Source organism: Pantoea sp. sgz302252, assembly GCF_042610525.1.
Taxonomy (GTDB): Bacteria; Pseudomonadota; Gammaproteobacteria; order Enterobacterales; family Enterobacteriaceae; genus Erwinia.
Window position 1 is genome coordinate 23,052 of the sequence record NZ_JBHDVM010000007.1, and the last position, 16,670, is coordinate 39,721.

The following is a 16,670-nucleotide window of genomic DNA, read 5'->3' on the forward strand; positions in this document are numbered from 1 at the left end:
CTCATTAATAGGTCACGAAAAATTCTACGCGCCGATTCTGCGCACGCCCTTGTTTGTCTTTATTACTGCTAATGGGCTGGCTCTCCCCGGCGCCCTTAACGCTGATTTTTTCCGGCGCAATGCCCTCCGCCAGGAAGTAGCGGGCTACATCCGCCGCTCGTTTTTCCGACAGCACCTGGTTGTTGGGGAAGGTTTTTGATTTAACGGGCGTGGAATCGGTATGTCCGACAATCACCACGGTGCCGTTGACGCGGTGCACTTCCTTCGCCACGCGTTTGATAATGTGTTCCATTTCCGGCATAACCTTGTCCGAGCCGGAAAGAAAAACGGAATCGCCCCGAAAAACCACTTTGCTCTGGCTTTGCGTTTCGTCCACGCTGACCATGCGTTTTCTGATCTCTTCTTTCAGCAGGATAGCCAGCCTTAGTCTGGCCGTGGTCACTGGCCGACTGACGTTCAGGTGCTGCATGGCGTAGACGCGCTGCTGTAGAGTGACCTGCTGCGAAGCCAGCCAGTATTTGCACCACAGCCAGACGCTGCCAACCAGCAAACAGGCCAGCAGCAGCGTCACCCGCACGGGCACAATGCGTCTTTCCCGCCTTTTCTGGCCCCGGATGGCGGCGCCGTGCGGTGACAGAACCGGCGACAGTGAATCGCGCGTACTCTGAATCAACGTCAGCAGGCGCTGGCGAATCCTGGTCAGCTGGCGATCGCCATCCTCAAGAATGCTGTAGCGGCCTTCAAAGCCCAGTCCGAGGATGCGCAACAGCACCTCAAGCACATCAACATATTCGTGCGGGTTCATGGAAAGCCTGCCGATCAGCAGAAAAAATTTGTTGCCGCCGTCGTTGTCGCCCTCAAAATGATTAAGGATATTGCTTTGCGACCAGCCGGTCTGAATGCCCCAGGCCGTGGTATGCGCCGCTTCGTCCAGCGCGGTGCAGAGGCAATAGCGCACGATGGCCATCTTTTTCCAGGCAATATTGGCCTCATCGCACACCACGTTGAAAAGGTTAATTTCATTTTTCAGGCTGCGCTTCAGCAGCTCAACGTGTTCCGGCGAGCGGACGGTTTCCGGCATATCGCTAAGCGCGCGCAGCAGCGGTTGCGCGGCTTCCAGCAGCGGGTTTTCAGCCGTGCGAGCCTTATGCACGCGCTGCTGCACGCCTTCGCTCTGTAGCGACACATCCTGTCTCTGCCCGGCCCAGGCCAGCATTAAAGCGTCCAGATCGTCGCGTGACGGCGCGTTAGCGGCTTCCGCCTCTTCGTCGAGCAGAAACCGGCCCAGCGCCTGCGGCGTCAGCGCCTCTTCCGGCGCGGCCTGTTGGCTCTCATCGCTCATCAGTTCCTGACTCCCCAAAGCTCCATTTTCAGGTCAGGGAAATCCCCGGCGATATGCAGCGCCAGCGCGCCGGTGCCGGCGATTTTTTCCCAGAAAGGCCCGCTTTGCAGCAGATCGAAATAGACATAGCCGGAATGGTAAGGGATCTGGCGCGGCGGCACAGGTAGCCCCTGTAGCACCAGCCCCGGCAAATGCGAACGCACCAGTTCGTGCAGCTGCTGCGGCGCGCTGATCTTCGCCTGCGCCGAAAACTGCTGTTGCAGCACATCCATCGGCAGCTGGGCGTGCACGGCCAGCACCAGATTGGAAAACTCGCGCAGTTCGCCCGGCAGCATTGCCGCCGTCCAGACGCCGTTGCCTTTTGCATGTAGGTCGATCATCTGGCCAGCGCGCACCAGGATCTGATTAAGCAGATAGTGCAGATCTTCTACCAGCGGACGGATAGAGGGATAAAGCCTGGCATGATCGTAACCGGGCGCGCCGATTGGCCGTCGCGTTTGGGTGCGAATAAAAGTCGACAGCTCGCCCGAAAATTTCGCCAGCTCCTGATAAAGCATAATCGGCGGCAGCTCGGGCACGTGCCGCAGATGATCCAGCACCGGCTCATATTTATTAAAAATTTGCAGCAGCAGATAATCGACCACTTCCGCGCTGGCGCTGGCTTTGCCGTCGCTGCCTGACAAGCGGTTCGCCAGCATTTCGGCGCGCATTTTCACCAGCCCGTTCAGATGGGTCAGCCATTCACTCAGCAGCGTGCTGGCCGCGTAGCCCGTAACGGGCGGAATATAATCTTCGCTGTGCAGCAGCACGCTGCCGTCGGGCTGGATCGCTCTGACTTTGGTCAGCGGCAGTCCGATCCAGGATTCCGTCATTTCACTTTCGGCGATCAGGCTCAGACGCAGCCGCGCCAGCTGGATCGGTTTAGGGCCTTGCCGGATCGCGTTGGTGTCGCTAAGTTCCGTTTCAAAAGCGGCAAAACGCGCCAGCGAGCCGCTGTCGTAGCGATCGAAGATAGTTTCGTCGCTGTTGTCCAGCCGCAGCGGCACCGCCAGGAAAATCAGCTTATTCAGATGATCCGGCGTGATGGTCAGCGGCTCGGGAAGCTCGGCGTGGCCGGGAATATCGAAAGGCGTGCCGTCCGGCAGGACGCCACGCCCGGCGCGCAGCACCAGCTTGCCGTAAGACAAGGCTTCCATATCGATTTCATAATGGGCGAAGCCCCAGAAAAAAGGCGAAATCGTCGCCGCCCGTTTGTGCGCGTAATACTCGAAATAGCGTTCCTGCTGTTGAAACAGCTGAGGGCGCAGAAACAATCCCTCGCTCCAGACGACTTTATTTGTTCTCACTGGTTAATCCGTTTTATCAAGTGTGATAGCTAAGGCGCCGAAATGCACCGTCAGGGCGACCGTCTCACCGGGCAAGACCTTTCGCCACCAGGAACGTTTTTTATGTTTTTTATAAAGTGGCCAGGTTTCGCTCCAGCCAGCCCTGTCGATATCCCGATAGGCGGCGACGATGCCCAGCGCCATCGTCTCTTTTTCTGGCGTTAGGGTAATAATTCGGGTTTCGCCGGGCTGTAATATGCCTTCATATGCTTTTTTCGCTTCGGCCTGCAGTGTCGGGTTGGTGCCGTCCACCAGGGTAAAAAAATCGCTGTTTTCGAAATTATCCACCGATTTCAAAAGGTAAAAAGCAATATCCAGCGGCGCAGCTTCCTCTTTTTCATTGGGATTAATATCTTTCGCCGCCTCCAGCCGAATAGTTAACTCCGGCGCTTTTTTCTCGCTAAAAGGGCTAAAAGGAGAAGCGCAGCCGGATAACGCTAAAACGGCTAAAATAAGTAAAAAGCCCATCGGATATCGGGCCACTCTTTTTAAATACATTCTTACCTCATTCTGCCTGGGCCGGAGTGGCAGGTATTCAGTTCGGCACGCTGAAAAGCCTGCCATCAGCCAGGATGGCAGGCATGGCTTACTTAATTAGCTGCTCAGGTTAGCTTTGACGTCATAGCTTGCGGAAATAACGCCGGACTTGCTGCCTTCAGAATTCTGCATGACATAATCCTGAGTTACTTTGGTGAAGGAGAATTTCACCAGTTCGCGAGGGCGAGTTTCATCTTCGGAAGAACCTGACATATCGACACGGGTGATAATAGTGTCGCTAAAAGTGATAGTCAGATATTCCAGCGGATCGCCGCCTGCTTTACGCACCACGAAAACAATATTTTTAATATGTTTACCGGTCAGGCAGTAGCTCAGTAAATTAGGGCTGGCCTTGTCGGTGTAATGGGTAAAGCAGAAATCGGCTACGCTGGCCTTGCCTGAACCGCCGCCGGATCCGCTGTGCATATTGGAATGCTGAGAAACATCCCAGTGCCACTCCAGTACTTCGATTTCATTGGTATGGGTGGCATCAAGCGACTCGCCTTCAATGCCGTCGATTTTAATGAACATATCCTGTGCCATGATAATTCCCTTATTTAGCACTCGTTAAGATCGTTACGCTTACGCGCAACACATTCTGTTAAAGACGGCTTGCCCTGGCGGGCTAATCACACCGTCTTTAACAATTTCGCCGCTATTGTTACGCCGCCCCTTTCAGCGAGGGCAATTTAGCGACCATGCGTAGCGAAACCGTCAGGCCTTCCAGCTGGAAGTGCGGACGCAGGAAAAATTTCGCCTGGTAATAGCCCGGATTGCCTTCCACATCCTCAACCACCACTTCCGCTGCGGCCAAAGGGCGGCGCGCCTTGGTTTCAAAAGTTGAATTAACCGGATCGCCATCGACGTAATTCATAATCCAGTCGTTCAGCCATTTCTGCATTTCGTCGCGTTCTTTAAACGTGCCGATTTTGTCGCGCACTATGCATTTCAGATAGTGAGCGAAGCGCGAGCAGGCAAACATATAGGGCAGACGGGCGGAAAGGTTAGCGTTCGCCGTAGCATCCGGATCGTAATATTCCGCGGGTTTCTGCAAGGACTGCGCGCCGATAAAAGCGGCGTAATCGGTATTTTTACGATGGATTAATGGAATAAAGCCATTTTTAGCCAGTTCCGCTTCTCGTCGATCGGAAATAGCGATTTCCGTTGGGCATTTCATATCTATGCCGCCGTCGTCGGTGGGGAAAGTATGACAAGGCAGACCTTCTACTACGCCGCCACTTTCCACGCCGCGAATTAGCGTGCACCAGCCGTAGTGTTTAAAGGAACGGTTAATATTTACTGCCATCGCATAGGCCGCGTTAGACCAGGCATATTTACTGTGATCCGCACCGTCGGTTGTTTCTTCAAAATTGAAGTCATCCACGGGATTAGTGCGGATACCATAGGGCAGGCGCGACAGAAAACGCGGCATGGCCAGGCCGATATAACGCGAGTCTTCCGACTGGCGCAGCGAGTTCCACGCCGCATATTCCAGGTTCTGGGTAAAAATCTTGGTCAGATCGCGCGGATTGGCCAGCTCCTGCCAGGAATCCATTTGCAGCACTGAAGGCGCAGCGCCGGTGATAAAAGGCACATGAGCAGAGGCGGCGATCTTGCCTATCGACGCCAGCAGATCGACATCCGGCGCGGTGTGATCGAAGTAATAATCCGCCACCAGACAGCCATAAGGTTCGCCGCCAAGCTGACCATATTCTTCTTCATAAATCTGTTTAAACAGCGGGCTTTGATCCCAGGCGATGCCTTTGTAGCGTCGCATATTACGTCGCAGCTCATCCTTGGAAATATCCATAAAGCGCAGCTTTAACTTTTCGTCGGTTTCGGTGTTGTACACAAGATAATGCAGGCCGCGCCACGCGCTCTCCAGAGCCTGAAACTCAGGATGATGCAGGATCAGGTTGATCTGTTCCGAAAGCTTGTGATCGATCTCGGCGATAAAGGCGGCGATATTTTTATAGGCGTCATCGGCCATAGTGACCGAACTGGCGAGCGCCTGCTCGGCCAAAGTTTTCACCGCGCTTTCCACGGCCGATTTCGCCTGGTCGGACTTGGGCTTGAATTCTTTGCTCAGCAGCGATTTAAAATCGTTGTAGCTGGTGCTGGCCGCCTGGCTTGTTTTCTCAGTTTGCATCGACATGTTCTTTCTCTCTCCCCTTACTCTTTGGGTAACTGGCCGTTGTCGGTTTGCTCCGGCCTCGGCGCCGAAGCCAGCGTGTTCAGCAGTGATTTATCCTGCAGGACTTTCATTACCAGGCTTTCCGCGCCAGCCTTGCCGTCCATATAGGTTTGCAGGTTGGCCAGCTGCGTGCGCGCCTCCAGCAGTTGAGAGAGCGAGTCCACTTTTTTAGCGATTTCGTCCGGCGAAAAATCGTGAATGCTTTCAAAAGTCATATCGATCATTAACTGCCCTTCTCCCGTTAAGGTATTGGGCACGGCAAAAGCCACACGCGGCTTCATGGCTTTCATCCGCTCGTCAAAATTATCGATATCAATACTGAGAAATTTGCGATCGGCCACCGGCGGCAACGGCTCCAGCGCCTTACCGGATAAATCGGCCAAAACGCCCATCACAAAAGGCAACTCGATCTTTTTTTCGCTGCCGTAAATTTCCACATCGTATTCAATCTGTACGCGTGGCGCCCTGTTGCGGGCGATAAATTTTTGAGCACTGCCGTTTCTTAACATTTGATTTCCCTTTCACCGTGCTTTAGAAAAAATCTCTTCGGTTCCGTTTACTTGCTGACTGCGCTACAGACTCCTGCTCCTCCTATTTGTAGACCAGTTGGATCCCGGCCACGGCTTTCACGCTGCCTGCCGTGACGCCGGATGTTTTGGCATAGTAGCCTGCTGAATAATCGTGACTGACCTCTTCGCCGGTAGCCGGTATAAAGTATTCCTGCCCGCTTTCTGCGTTATCGATAGCGATCTGAGAGCCATCCTCTTTGCGGAGCCTGATCTGGACGTTTTTGCTGTAGTTCTCGCCGCTGGCGTTCACAAGATTGCCGGTGGCGGCGTCGGCCTGAGCTAAATTACTGATAAAAGTAACGCTGACCTTGCGATCGGCCGGGCAATCTTTCAGCGCAATGGCAAAGTCTTTGGCACCCGCTTCGTCGCCTGCTGACGAGAGCGCGCTAACGGCAAGCGTAGGCAGCGTTACCGTTTCAATATTGCTGCCGCCGTTGATGCTGACGACGCAGGTTTCATCGGTGTAGACCCCCTGGAACAGCACCTCGATAGTGCAGCGGCTACAGCCCGTATCCGCCTTGCCGGACAGCGCGGCCCAGCTCATCAGCAACGCCGCCAGCGGCCAGCCCTTGTTTATCGCGAGCATATGACCTCCAGGTAAAGCATGCCGTTTCTGTTTTGCTCCGCGCCCGCGCGGCATTTTTTTGCTTCTTCGCCCGCCACCGATAACGTGCCGCCAGCATGCTCCCAGCCGCGAATAAACGCCTGGCCTCGCTGGCCGACGATGGTCTGGCTGACGCCCTGCGCATCAACGAGTTCCGTGCCGACGGGCAGATATCCGCCGTCGCTTTCCCTGACCGTCAGAATGGCGGGCGCGCCCGTCAGCGTTTTCATTTTTACGGACAGCGCAGCGCCAGCGCGCGGAATGACTACGGCTTCGTTTTCCATAACATCGACGGTATCCGGCAGCCCTTTTGCGTCCACCGCAACGCTATTTTTTCGGTAGGCCGTTAGCGACGGCATAATTGCGTAGCCGCGTCCGTCGACCACCGAACCATAGCCATTTTGCAGTTTCGCGCCTTTGCCGCCGGGCACGTTGACGATAGCGAAGGCGTTGTCGCCCAGCTGCGGCCCCGCCGTTATGCCGCCCTGATGCGCTATCAGGCTGCCGTTAGCCGACAGCGACAGCTGCCGGGAAGCGAAACGGGTTCCCGAACCGGTTATCCCCAACTGGCCATAAGGCGAGCGATAGCTAAGGTTGCCGGTGACGGACTGACTGTCGATGCTGTCGCGATGCTGTCCAAGAGAGGCGCCGACGCCGTAAGTCAGCTCGTTGCGATCGCCCTGATAGCCGGTAGCGTTGGTCTGGAACAGCGCATTCCCCGCATTGTCGTGGGTATAGGAGCTATAAAGTGAATTGAACAGCGGCTTACTGGTCACGCCGCCCGCGCCCAGCGGCACATTCACGGAAAGCGTGATGCTGTTTAAGTCCGTAGCCTCAGCGCGCTTTGAACGGCTGGCGGCAAGCGACCAGGAAAAATAGCGGGCGCTCTGGCTATAACTCAACGAATACTGCGTCACCGGCGGGCGTCCGTCCCAATAGCGGTAAAGACTGCCTGAAGCGTTAAGATAAGCCCCATGCCAGAGCGGCTGCCCCAGCGTCAACGTCAGGCGCTGGCGGGCGCGGTAACTCGGTTCGTAATAGCTGGCACTCCTGTCGTCATGGGCAATACTGGCTTCCCGCAGGTTGTAATAGCCTTTTGTGGAGTAGCGCCAGGCGGCCAGCATGATGTCGGTGTTAGTTGACTCCAGATATTTGCTGTAGCCGATACGGAAGCTGTTACCGCTGGTGGTTTTGCCGTTCGCCAGCTCGGTTTTCGCATGGGTGCCGTCAAGCGAAATGCCGCCGATCGGCGTGTTAAAAGCATTGCCTGCTGCAAAGGCGCGGTAGTGTTCCGTCAGCTGCGTGCCGCCGTAGATCGTATACATGTTCGCCAGGCCATACTGATAAACGCCCTCGAACAACTCAGGATGATGGCGCAGACTGCTGTCGCGCAGCTGACCGCCAGCGAAGCTAAATTGCGAAACGCCTTTATGCAGCAGCATCGGCGGCGCGGAGAAAGGAATCGTCTGGCTGCGTTCGCTGCCGTTGGCTTCCGTGATGGTCATTAGCAGATCGCCGCCGTAGCCCATGGCACCAACGTCCGCCAGCTCGAACGGGCCGGGCGGCACCGTGGTTTCGTAAACAATCTGGTCGCGTTGCATGACCCGGACTCTGGCGTTGCTTTCCGCAATGCCGCGCAGTAGCGGGACATAATGGCGAATGCCGTCCGGCAACATGCGTTCGTCCGACTGTAGCTGGATGCCGCGCAGCGTAAAGCTGTCGAACAGCAAACCGCGCGTAGCGCTGTCGCCAAGCGTTAGCTGGCTTTTCAGCGCTATAATATCGGTCTGTCCATAGCCATACTGGCTGGTGGTTTTCATTCCATCCTGGTTTGACCAGACGTTGTTGAGCTGCTTTCTGAGCCGCCATCCGCCCGCGTTTACGCCTGCGGTCAGGTTAAGGTTATTGCTGTAGTGATGCGAGCGGCTTTCCGGCCCGCTATAGAGATTGTAAAAGTTATTGCGATAATCAATAAAAACAGCGGGCACGCCTGCTTCCCAGCTTGCCGGATCGGTATAACCTCGCGGGAAATAGTGCATATAAGCCTGCGGAATAATTAATGAGAGCAGAATATCGCCGCTGTCGTAATTACTACTGCTGCCGGGAATAGCCTTTTCCAAACGCGCGCAGTTTCCTTTAGCGATAACAGCCTGCGCGAAGCTCTCTTTGATTTCTTCTGTTTTCACGCCCAGCCGCTGTAAAGCATCCAGCGTAAAACAGGGCTGCGCGCCTGACTGGCCGTCAAAAGCATAAAAAGGCAAGGTAGCCTTGCCATGGCTTACATTATTTACCAACACGGTCACGGTATAGCTGCCGGGATCCACCACGTTGCCGGTAGCAAAACGAGAGACGTCTATCGTTGCGCCATGTACGAAAGCCGGATTAAATTCCATTATCGTCGACGTTTCATCTGCTGCGGCCTGGGCGGCCAGCGTCATATAAATAGCGCTGGCGATAAACGTCCTGCTTAACGCTAAGCCCGGCGAAAACTGCATCCGCTTTTCAGATAAAAATGGTTCAGGATGATGCATCTGGCAAACTCCTTTTATCCAGTGACCAAACCGCCGCTTCTTTTTTTGGCCACTCCCGGCCTTTTGCAATAATCAATTGTTTTGCAGCAGTAATTTGTTATCCGCTGATAAAATAAGCTTCTTTTCAATCGCCGCGCCGTAATCGTTAATCAGGCGAATAGTGGCGCCGGTGACGCCCGCCATCGCTCCTTTTTTCAATAAAAAGCTGGCGCTGCCGAAAGGCGCCACCATAGCAGTATCCAGCTCGCCGCTGCCGCCGCCGTTCTGCAAAGCGGCGCGGTCAAAAGAGAGGTAATAAGGCGTGTTATTGATTACGCTAACGCCTTTATTGCCCGGCAAAACCTGCCACTGAATTTTTTCCATCTGCCCGGCAGAAGAGCTGGTCAGCGTTTTCGGGCGATAAAATATTTTGATGCGCGTGCGGAAAGCCAGCTCCAGACGGTCAACGTTAGCCGTGTCTTTATACAGGGGCGGCACTTCCAGCAGATTGAACCAGAAGATGGACTCCCGATCCTGCGGCAGCTCGCTGCCGTTGTAGATTAGCCTGACGCTTTGCCCTTTGCCGGGTTCGACCCGAAAAACGGGCGGCGTGGTTATAAAAGGCACGTCTGTTTCATTTAAGTCGGCGTTGATATCGCCATCGTCTACCCAGACCTGTACCAAAGCGGGTTTGCTGCCTTTATTATTGGTTCTGATGGTGACTTCTTTTTCATTGCCGGGGAAAATAATACGCGTGCCGCTAATAGTCATACTGGCAAGCGAGCTGGCAGCAGAGAATAAAAAGAAAAAAGGAATAACTAATTTACCCAGCATGGCGCACCCGTTTAATTTACCAAATAAAAAACTTAATTAATAAGCGGCCACGATAATGCTGGCCGCTTCTGGCCCGAATATATGCTTTATGGGTAGCTTAATGTATATTTCGCTTTAGCATGTACTTTACCTGAGGTAGTAGCGCCGGTAGCGTAATAACCGCCGTAATAGCGCAGCGTGGCTTCATGCGTAGTGCCATCTACCTCAAAGGAAGCGCCAGTACTGCCTAATATCAACTGCTTCTGGTCAGCGTTATAAAGGCGGACTTCTACATTTTTGGCTTTTTCAGTATCTGCCGCATCGTTAATCAAGTTGCCGGTGGAGGCATCCAATGCCGAGCCGCTGATGGCTTCAAAATGCGCCGCGACTTTAGTGATCTCTGCAGGGCAACCGCTGACCTTAATATCAAAATGCGTTGAACCCGCCTCATCGCCCGATTTAAGCAGCGTTTTAGTTGAGAGTTTAGGTAACGGTACCTGGATAGGTTCAAGGACGCTGTCATCAATCACACAGGTTTCATCAATGAGTTCACCATTAAATTCTACGGTTCCGGTAGTTCTTTCATCGGCTGCGTATCCCAGAGAAGAACAGAGGCCTAAAGCTAACGCACACATAGTCAGTTTAAAATTATGCATTTAAAATTTCTCCTGAAAAAAATTGCAAACGGTCAGGCCATTAATGCCTGCCACTCCTTTGCTCCCTAAATTGCTGTTTCTTTTTTTGGCTTTTTCTTCGCTTTCTCCTTCTTGCGGAAATGAATAGCTATATTGTTATTTTCCAGCGTGACAGAGAGAACGCTGCTGCTCAGCGGCAGCTCGCTGGCTAATATCTGTCTGGCAGCTTCCGGCGCGATATTTTGTTCAATAAAACGAATCAGCATTCTTGCGCCGGTTTCCGCGACCGGGCACTGCTCGATAATATGCGCGACCAGCTCTTCGCTGTAGTCAAGCAAAGCGCCGTGCTGCTCCTGTAAACGCTGCGCCAGCCGGCCAAGATGCTGCCGGACAATGCGCTGTAGCGAGTCTTGCTGTAGCGGTAGATAGGGCACAACGGCCAGCCGCCCCAGAAACGCCGCCGGGAAAACCTTCAGCAGCTCGGGCTGCAAAATTTTCCGGAGGCTGGCCGCGTCGGGTGCCGTATCCGCATCGGTAAACAGGCTGGCGAGGGTTTCGCTGCCAACGTTGCTGGTCAGCAGCAGCACCGTATTTTTAAAGTCGATCTGGCGTCCTTCACCATCTTCAAGGCTGCCCTTATCGAAAACCTGAAAAAACAGCTCGTGAACGTCAGGATGCGCTTTTTCGATTTCATCCAGCAGTACCACACTGTAAGGCTTGCGCCGCACCGCTTCCGTCAACACGCCGCCTTCGCCATAGCCGACGTAGCCCGGCGGCGATCCTTTCAGCGAAGAGACGGTATGTGGCTCCTGATACTCGCTCATATTGATAGCGATCAGATTCTGTTCGCCGCCGTAGAGCTGTTCGGCAATCGCCAGCGCGGTTTCCGTTTTCCCTACGCCGGATGGGCCGACCAGCATAAAGACGCCAACCGGCTTACGCGGATCGGCCAGCCCGGCGCGCGCGGTCTGAATGCTTTCGCTGACCTGCTGCAACGCATACTCCTGGCCAATTACACGTTCACCCAACCGCTGCGGCAACTCCAGCACCGCGCGAATATCATCTTTTAACATCTGGCCAACCGGGATCCCCGTCCAGTCAGCCACAATGGCACCGATAACGGCGGCATTGACTTCCGCCTGCACCAGCGGCTGCTCGTCGCGGGCCGCTTGCAGACGAGTTTCCAGCTCCGCCAGCTCTTTTTGCAGCAGAGCTTGCTCTTCTTCCGGCAGGGCGTTTTGTTGAGGTGCCTCTTCCGGCACGCCTTCCTGTAGCGCCTGTAGCTGCGCACGTACCGCTACTATGGCGGCGACCAGCTCTTTTTCCTGCGCCCAGCGCTGCTCAAGCTGCTGCGCGGCTTCCGTCTGGCGAGCAATTTCCTGCTGCAGCCGCTCAGACCTGTCGTCTGGCGCTTTGCCGAAGCGGCATGCTTTTTCAATTAGCGTCAGCTCCGCGCTGGCAGCTTGTGTCTGGAACTGAAGCAGTTGCAGCGCGACCGGCGCGGTATGCTGCGCCACGGCTACACGCGCGCAGGCTGTATCCAGCAGGCTGATTGCCTTGTCCGGCAACTGGCGAGCGGGAATATAGCGATGCGACAGCCGTACGGCGGCCTGTAGAGCCTCATCCATAATCCAGACGCCGTGATGCTTCTCCAGCACCGGCAGCAGCCCGCGCAGCATGCAAACGGCCGTTGCCTCGTCCGGCTCCGCCACCTGCAATACCTGAAAACGCCGCGTCAGTGCCGGATCTTTTTCTATATGCCGTTTGAATTCGCTCCAGGTGGTCGCGCCGATAGTGCGTAGCTGACCGCGAGCCAGCGCAGGCTTTAACAGATTGGCGGCATCGCCCGTACCTGCATTACCGCCAGCGCCGATTAGCGTATGCACCTCATCAATAAAAAGGATCACCGGCTGGGGAGATGCGATAGCTTCATCCAGCACCGCCTTCAGCCTGGCCTCAAACTCGCCTTTCATGCTGGCGCCGGCCGCCAGCGCCACCACATCCAGCGCCAGCAGCCGCACCCGTGCCAGCGCAGGCGGCACGTTGCCTGCAGCTATCGCCTGGGCGAGGCCCTCCACCACCGCGGTTTTCCCTACGCCAGCCTCGCCGGTCAGCAAGGGATTATTCTGCCGACGACGCAGCAAAATATCGGTCATGGTACTGATTTCGCGATCGCGGCCCGTTACCGGATCGATCTTGCCCTCGCGCGCTAAAGCGGTCAGGTCAGTAGCATACTGCGCCAGCCCACTGCCTTTTTGCCCGGCGTCGATAGCGCCGTTTATCTCGCCGGGCAGCGCTCCCGCCGCGCTGCTGCCGTCATTGGCCGCCTCGTGGACTTCCGGCGAAGCCTGCGTGATATAGCCGAAGTCTGCGGTCAGATGCTCCAGCGAAATGCGTTCAAAAGCGGAAGAGATGGCAAACAGCGCGCGCCGCAGCTCCATAGTGGTCAGCATGGCTATCAGCAGATGCCCGCTGCGGATACGGCTCTCAAAGCACTCCAGGCTGGCGTAGATCCAGGCGCGCTCTATCGCCAGCTCAATATGGTATGAAAAGTCGGAAATCGTGCTGGCGCCAGCCGGCAGCCGGGCCAGCGCCTGGGAAAGGCCTCTTTCCAGCGCCTCGGCATCCACCTCGAAATGCCGCAGGATCAGCCGGAAATCCGTTTGCTCCTGCTGCCAGAGTTGGTTGAGCCAGTGAACCAGTTCGACATAGGGGTTGCCGCGCAGCTTACAAAGCGTGGTAGCACTTTCAATGCTTCTGAACAATGTTTCATCCAGTTTGCCAAATAAATTCTGCCTTGTAATCGCCACGAATAATGCCCTCTTGTGTCCAACTCAGTTGTTATAAAAAGCGGATTACCAGATTCATCCTGGCAAGAAAAACAAAAACGTTCGGGCTTGTCTACCCTGTATTTTTAAATTGAGAATATCGCCCGAAACCTATTCCTGAATTTATAACTTATAAAAACGCCCAATCTATTCTTTAAAAAAGAATTTTCATCAAAAATATTTTTACAAGTGGGATATTTTTCGCTTGTAAGGCTAACTATGTTGAGCCTGTATTTCTTGCGTGATATAAAACCGCAAGATGATCCCAACAACATAAAATTCGCAAACCAGTTTTTTCCTGGCTTTAAATTATGGAAAGCAAGCTTATAGATTCGGCTTATAACAGAATAATGGGAGCCTTTAGTGAATCATAAATTTCTTGATTACTACAATCAGGAACTCACCTTTATGAAGGAGATGGCGCGCGAGTTCGCTGAAAAACATCCCAAAATTGCCGCAAGGCTGGGCATGCGCGGCATAGAAACCGCCGATCCCTATGTCGAAAGGCTGATTGAAGCTTTTTGTTTTTTATCCGCGCGCACGCATTTAAAACTGGACGCCGAGTTCCCAAAATTCACACAGCGCATTCTGGATATTGTTTATCCGAATTATAATTCACCCACGCCTTCTATCGGCGTGGTACAGCTGACGCCGAATGCAAAAGAGGGAGATTTAACCCACGGTTATCTCGTGCCAAAAAATAGCGCTTTTTATACTCGTATTTTGCCAGGAGAAAACTCGCGCTGCGAATTCCGCAACGGCCAGGATATCAGACTCTGGCCCGTGGAGATTGCGGACGCGCACCTGACCTCCGTGCCGCCGGATATCCCTAATCTGGAAAGGTATCGTATTCCTTATTCCCGGCTTAAAGGCGCGCTGCGCATTAAACTCCGTTTGCAGGGAGAAGCCCTTTTTTCACAGCTGAGCGGTTTCGATCGGCTGCCGTTCTATATTGACGGCGATGAGCGCATTGTTTCCCAAATTTTCGAATTGCTGCATACCAGCAGTGTAGCCATGCTGGTGCGCTCGGGGCAGAGCAAAGCGCAGGATGTGGTGGTCAGCCAGCGGCCGCTGGTTTTTGAAGGACTGGATCCCGACCAGACGCTGCTGCCGCTCTCCTGGAATATGTTCCACGGCCATAATCTGATCCACGAATATTTCGCCTGCCGCCAGCGCTTTTACTTTTTTACGCTTACCCAACTGGCCGCCGGATTCGCCCATAACCACAGCAACGAGGCCGAGCTCATCGTGCTGCTGGATCGGCTGCCGCAGGCGCTGATGGGGCATATAGATGCCTCAAAATTTCTGCTGTTTTGTACGCCCGTTATCAATCTCTTTCCCAAAGTCGTGGACAGGATCGAGGTCAACAGAGCGCTGAACGCTTTTCACGTTGTTCCTGACCGCAGCCGACCGCTGGATTATGAGGTTTTCTCCGTTCACAAGGTGCTGGGCCAGCAGGCGGAAAAAAGCGAGGAAGTGGTGTTTCATCCTCTTTATCAAACCCGCCACTGCGACTACGGCAATTTTGGCCGCTATTTTTCACTGAACCGCGAGGCGCGGGTAAAAGGCGACGGCGGCAGAAAGTATGATACCCGCACGCCCTACCTGGGAACGGAAGTCTTTGTCTCGCTGGTGGATCAGCAGGAAGCGCCTTATGCCGACCCAATCCGCTATCTGACGGTTGAAGCGATGGTGACCAACAGGGATCTGCCGCGCCTGATATCAAGAAGCGGCAGTTTCGATCTCACCATGTCGGATGCGGTGCCCGTGCTGGGCGCGACCTTTATCTGCCAGCCCAGCGCGCCGCGCGAGCCTTTTGCGCTGGGTGAGGCGGCCTGGCGCCTGATCCGCCAGCTCAGCTTCAATTATCTGCCGCTTTCCGATATGGATCATGGCCCGGGAGGGGAATCGTTACGCAATATGCTGCGCCTGTTTTTACACAGCGCCGATAGCGAAGCCAATGCTCAGGTAGACAGCGTTATCGGTTGTAAAACCTATCCGGTTACCCGCCGCCTTCCCGGCGATGGCCTGCTGATCTACGGTCGGGGCGTGCGCTGCATCCTGACGGTGGATGAAGAAGGGTTTTCCGGCATCAGTCCCTACCTGTTCGGACTGGTGATGGAAAATTATCTTTCCCGCCACGCCGCTATCAATATCTTCACCGAAACGGAACTGCATTCAATGCAGCGGGGTGTGATAGCCCGCTGGCAGGCACGTCCCGGCAAGCGAGGTGCACTTTGATGCCGGGTTATCTGCCGAACGCACTGCACGCCTGGTTTGACGACAGTCATCCCTGGGAAGCGGGTTTTATCAGCCTTATGCGCGCTATTGCCGCTAAAAATCCGGCCATGCCGCTGCCGGGCGCCGCCATCCTGCCCGCCCAGGAAAACTTCCGACTGGGCCAGACGGTGACGATGGCTTTCCCCCCGCGCGAGATCGCTTCTGTCGAAGAGCAAAACGGGCGGATCGGCATACAGCTGTTTGGGCTGGGTGTTTGGGGGCCACAGGGCGCGATGCCGCTGCATTTATCAGAGCTGGCTTACTCACGGACGGAAGCCCACGACCCTACGCTGACCCATTTTCTCGATATTTTTCATCATCGCGCCATGGCGCTGTTTTACCGCGCCTGGTTTGTCGCTCAGGATACCGCCTCGCTGGACAGGCCAGAGCAGGAAAGGTTTTCCTTTTATATTGCCAGCCTGGCGGGCATGGATCCGGCAGAGCTGGGCGGTAAGCCTTTGCCGACGCACGCCCGGCTCGCTTCTTCTGCGCACCTGATCCGCGAGGCGCGAAATCCGGAAGGACTGACAGGCGCTATTGAATACTACTTCCGCATCAAGGCGAGACTGGAAGAGTTTGTTAATCAGTGGATTTTTCTGGAGCCAAAAGATTGCTCCGTGCTGGGGGCGCCTGACTCGGCGCTGCTGCTGGGCGACGGCGCTATTCTCGGCGATACGGTCAGGGACAGGCAGCATAAGTTCAAGCTGATCCTCGGCCCTTTGACGCTGGAAAATTACACCCGTTTCAGTCCCTGGGGCACGGATTTACCGGTACTGCGGGAATGGGTGCGCAATTTTACGGGCTTCGAGTATGCCTGGGATGCCCAGCTGGTGCTGGCCGCCAGCGAAGTACCTGAAGCGACCCTCGACGGCAGCCACCAGCTCGGCTATGCCGCCTGGCTGGAACGGAAAAGCAACGATACGCCGGTTTACGGCATGAGCTTCGAACCGGAACTTTATCATCCATAGCCGCT

Annotated in this window: 13 protein-coding genes; 2 read left to right on the top strand and 11 right to left on the bottom strand. The window is 54.9% G+C overall.

Annotated features, from left to right (window positions below; all coding sequences use genetic code 11):
• Nucleotides 1-4 precede the first annotated feature (4 nt).
• The 11 genes from tssL to tssH all read right to left on the bottom strand — a co-directional run bounded on the left by tssL (nt 5) and on the right by tssH (nt 13,399).
• Nucleotides 5-1,342, bottom strand: a complete 1,338-nt coding sequence (gene tssL, locus ACETPC_RS14135; RefSeq protein ID WP_380182283.1) for a type VI secretion system protein TssL, long form — start codon at nt 1,340-1,342, stop codon at nt 5-7.
• Nucleotides 1,342-2,688: a type VI secretion system baseplate subunit TssK gene (gene tssK / locus ACETPC_RS14140; RefSeq protein WP_380182285.1), complete on the bottom strand. Its 1,347-nt coding sequence runs from the start codon at nt 2,686-2,688 to the stop codon at nt 1,342-1,344. Before tssK ends, tssL begins: the two co-directional genes overlap by 1 nt.
• A 3-nt stretch (nt 2,689-2,691) precedes the next feature.
• Nucleotides 2,692-3,225, bottom strand: coding sequence for a type VI secretion system lipoprotein TssJ (tssJ, locus tag ACETPC_RS14145; RefSeq protein ID WP_380182287.1), 534 nt, complete (start codon nt 3,223-3,225; stop codon nt 2,692-2,694).
• A gap of 96 nt (nt 3,226-3,321) precedes the next feature.
• On the bottom strand, nt 3,322-3,807 hold the full coding sequence (locus ACETPC_RS14150) for an Hcp family type VI secretion system effector (RefSeq protein WP_380182289.1): 486 nt from the start codon (nt 3,805-3,807) through the stop codon (nt 3,322-3,324).
• Nucleotides 3,808-3,925: 118 nt separating this feature from the next.
• Nucleotides 3,926-5,419: a type VI secretion system contractile sheath large subunit gene (tssC, locus tag ACETPC_RS14155; RefSeq protein WP_380182291.1), complete on the bottom strand. Its 1,494-nt coding sequence runs from the start codon at nt 5,417-5,419 to the stop codon at nt 3,926-3,928.
• 17 nt (nt 5,420-5,436) lie between these two features.
• On the bottom strand, nt 5,437-5,967 hold the full coding sequence (tssB, locus tag ACETPC_RS14160) for a type VI secretion system contractile sheath small subunit (RefSeq protein ID WP_380182293.1): 531 nt from the start codon (nt 5,965-5,967) through the stop codon (nt 5,437-5,439).
• A gap of 82 nt (nt 5,968-6,049) precedes the next feature.
• A complete protein-coding gene (locus tag ACETPC_RS14165; protein ID WP_380182294.1) occupies nt 6,050-6,613 on the bottom strand; it encodes a fimbrial protein in 564 nt (187 codons plus the stop codon).
• On the bottom strand, nt 6,601-9,162 hold the full coding sequence (locus tag ACETPC_RS14170; protein WP_380182296.1) for a fimbria/pilus outer membrane usher protein: 2,562 nt from the start codon (nt 9,160-9,162) through the stop codon (nt 6,601-6,603). Before ACETPC_RS14170 ends, ACETPC_RS14165 begins: the two co-directional genes overlap by 13 nt.
• Before the next feature lie 72 nt (nt 9,163-9,234).
• Entirely contained in the window at nt 9,235-9,975 is a 741-nt protein-coding gene (locus ACETPC_RS14175; RefSeq protein WP_380182297.1) for a molecular chaperone, read from the bottom strand.
• An 86-nt stretch (nt 9,976-10,061) separates the two neighbouring features.
• Nucleotides 10,062-10,610: a fimbrial protein gene (locus ACETPC_RS14180; RefSeq protein WP_380182299.1), complete on the bottom strand. Its 549-nt coding sequence runs from the start codon at nt 10,608-10,610 to the stop codon at nt 10,062-10,064.
• A gap of 65 nt (nt 10,611-10,675) precedes the next feature.
• On the bottom strand, nt 10,676-13,399 hold the full coding sequence (gene tssH / locus ACETPC_RS14185; protein ID WP_380182301.1) for a type VI secretion system ATPase TssH: 2,724 nt from the start codon (nt 13,397-13,399) through the stop codon (nt 10,676-10,678).
• A 381-nt stretch (nt 13,400-13,780) separates the two neighbouring features.
• On the opposite strand from tssH, the gene tssF reads away from it, so the two are divergent.
• Together tssF and tssG are read left to right on the top strand one after the other, a co-directional pair.
• The gene (tssF, locus tag ACETPC_RS14190; RefSeq protein ID WP_380182303.1) at nt 13,781-15,658 is read left to right on the top strand and encodes a type VI secretion system baseplate subunit TssF; all 1,878 of its coding nucleotides are present in this window, start codon (nt 13,781-13,783) and stop codon (nt 15,656-15,658) included.
• A complete protein-coding gene (gene tssG / locus ACETPC_RS14195) occupies nt 15,658-16,665 on the top strand; it encodes a type VI secretion system baseplate subunit TssG (RefSeq protein WP_380182305.1) in 1,008 nt (335 codons plus the stop codon). The genes tssF and tssG overlap by 1 nt, the downstream gene beginning before the upstream one ends.
• The last annotated feature ends 5 nt before the right edge of the window (nt 16,666-16,670 follow it).

Excerpts from the sequence above, each read along its gene's own strand:
- tssL (WP_380182283.1), bottom strand. The coding sequence starts at position 1,342 with ATGAGCGATGAGAGCCAACAGGCCGCGCCGGAAGAGGCGCTGACGCCG.
- tssJ (WP_380182287.1), bottom strand. The coding sequence starts at position 3,225 with ATGTATTTAAAAAGAGTGGCCCGATATCCGATGGGCTTTTTACTTATT.
- ACETPC_RS14150 (WP_380182289.1), bottom strand. The coding sequence starts at position 3,807 with ATGGCACAGGATATGTTCATTAAAATCGACGGCATTGAAGGCGAGTCG.
- tssC (WP_380182291.1), bottom strand. The coding sequence starts at position 5,419 with ATGTCGATGCAAACTGAGAAAACAAGCCAGGCGGCCAGCACCAGCTAC.
- tssB (WP_380182293.1), bottom strand. The coding sequence starts at position 5,967 with ATGTTAAGAAACGGCAGTGCTCAAAAATTTATCGCCCGCAACAGGGCG.
- ACETPC_RS14165 (WP_380182294.1), bottom strand. The coding sequence starts at position 6,613 with ATGCTCGCGATAAACAAGGGCTGGCCGCTGGCGGCGTTGCTGATGAGC.
- ACETPC_RS14170 (WP_380182296.1), bottom strand. The coding sequence starts at position 9,162 with ATGCATCATCCTGAACCATTTTTATCTGAAAAGCGGATGCAGTTTTCG.
- ACETPC_RS14175 (WP_380182297.1), bottom strand. The coding sequence starts at position 9,975 with ATGCTGGGTAAATTAGTTATTCCTTTTTTCTTTTTATTCTCTGCTGCC.
- ACETPC_RS14180 (WP_380182299.1), bottom strand. The coding sequence starts at position 10,610 with ATGCATAATTTTAAACTGACTATGTGTGCGTTAGCTTTAGGCCTCTGT.
- tssG (WP_380182305.1), top strand. The coding sequence starts at position 15,658 with ATGCCGGGTTATCTGCCGAACGCACTGCACGCCTGGTTTGACGACAGT.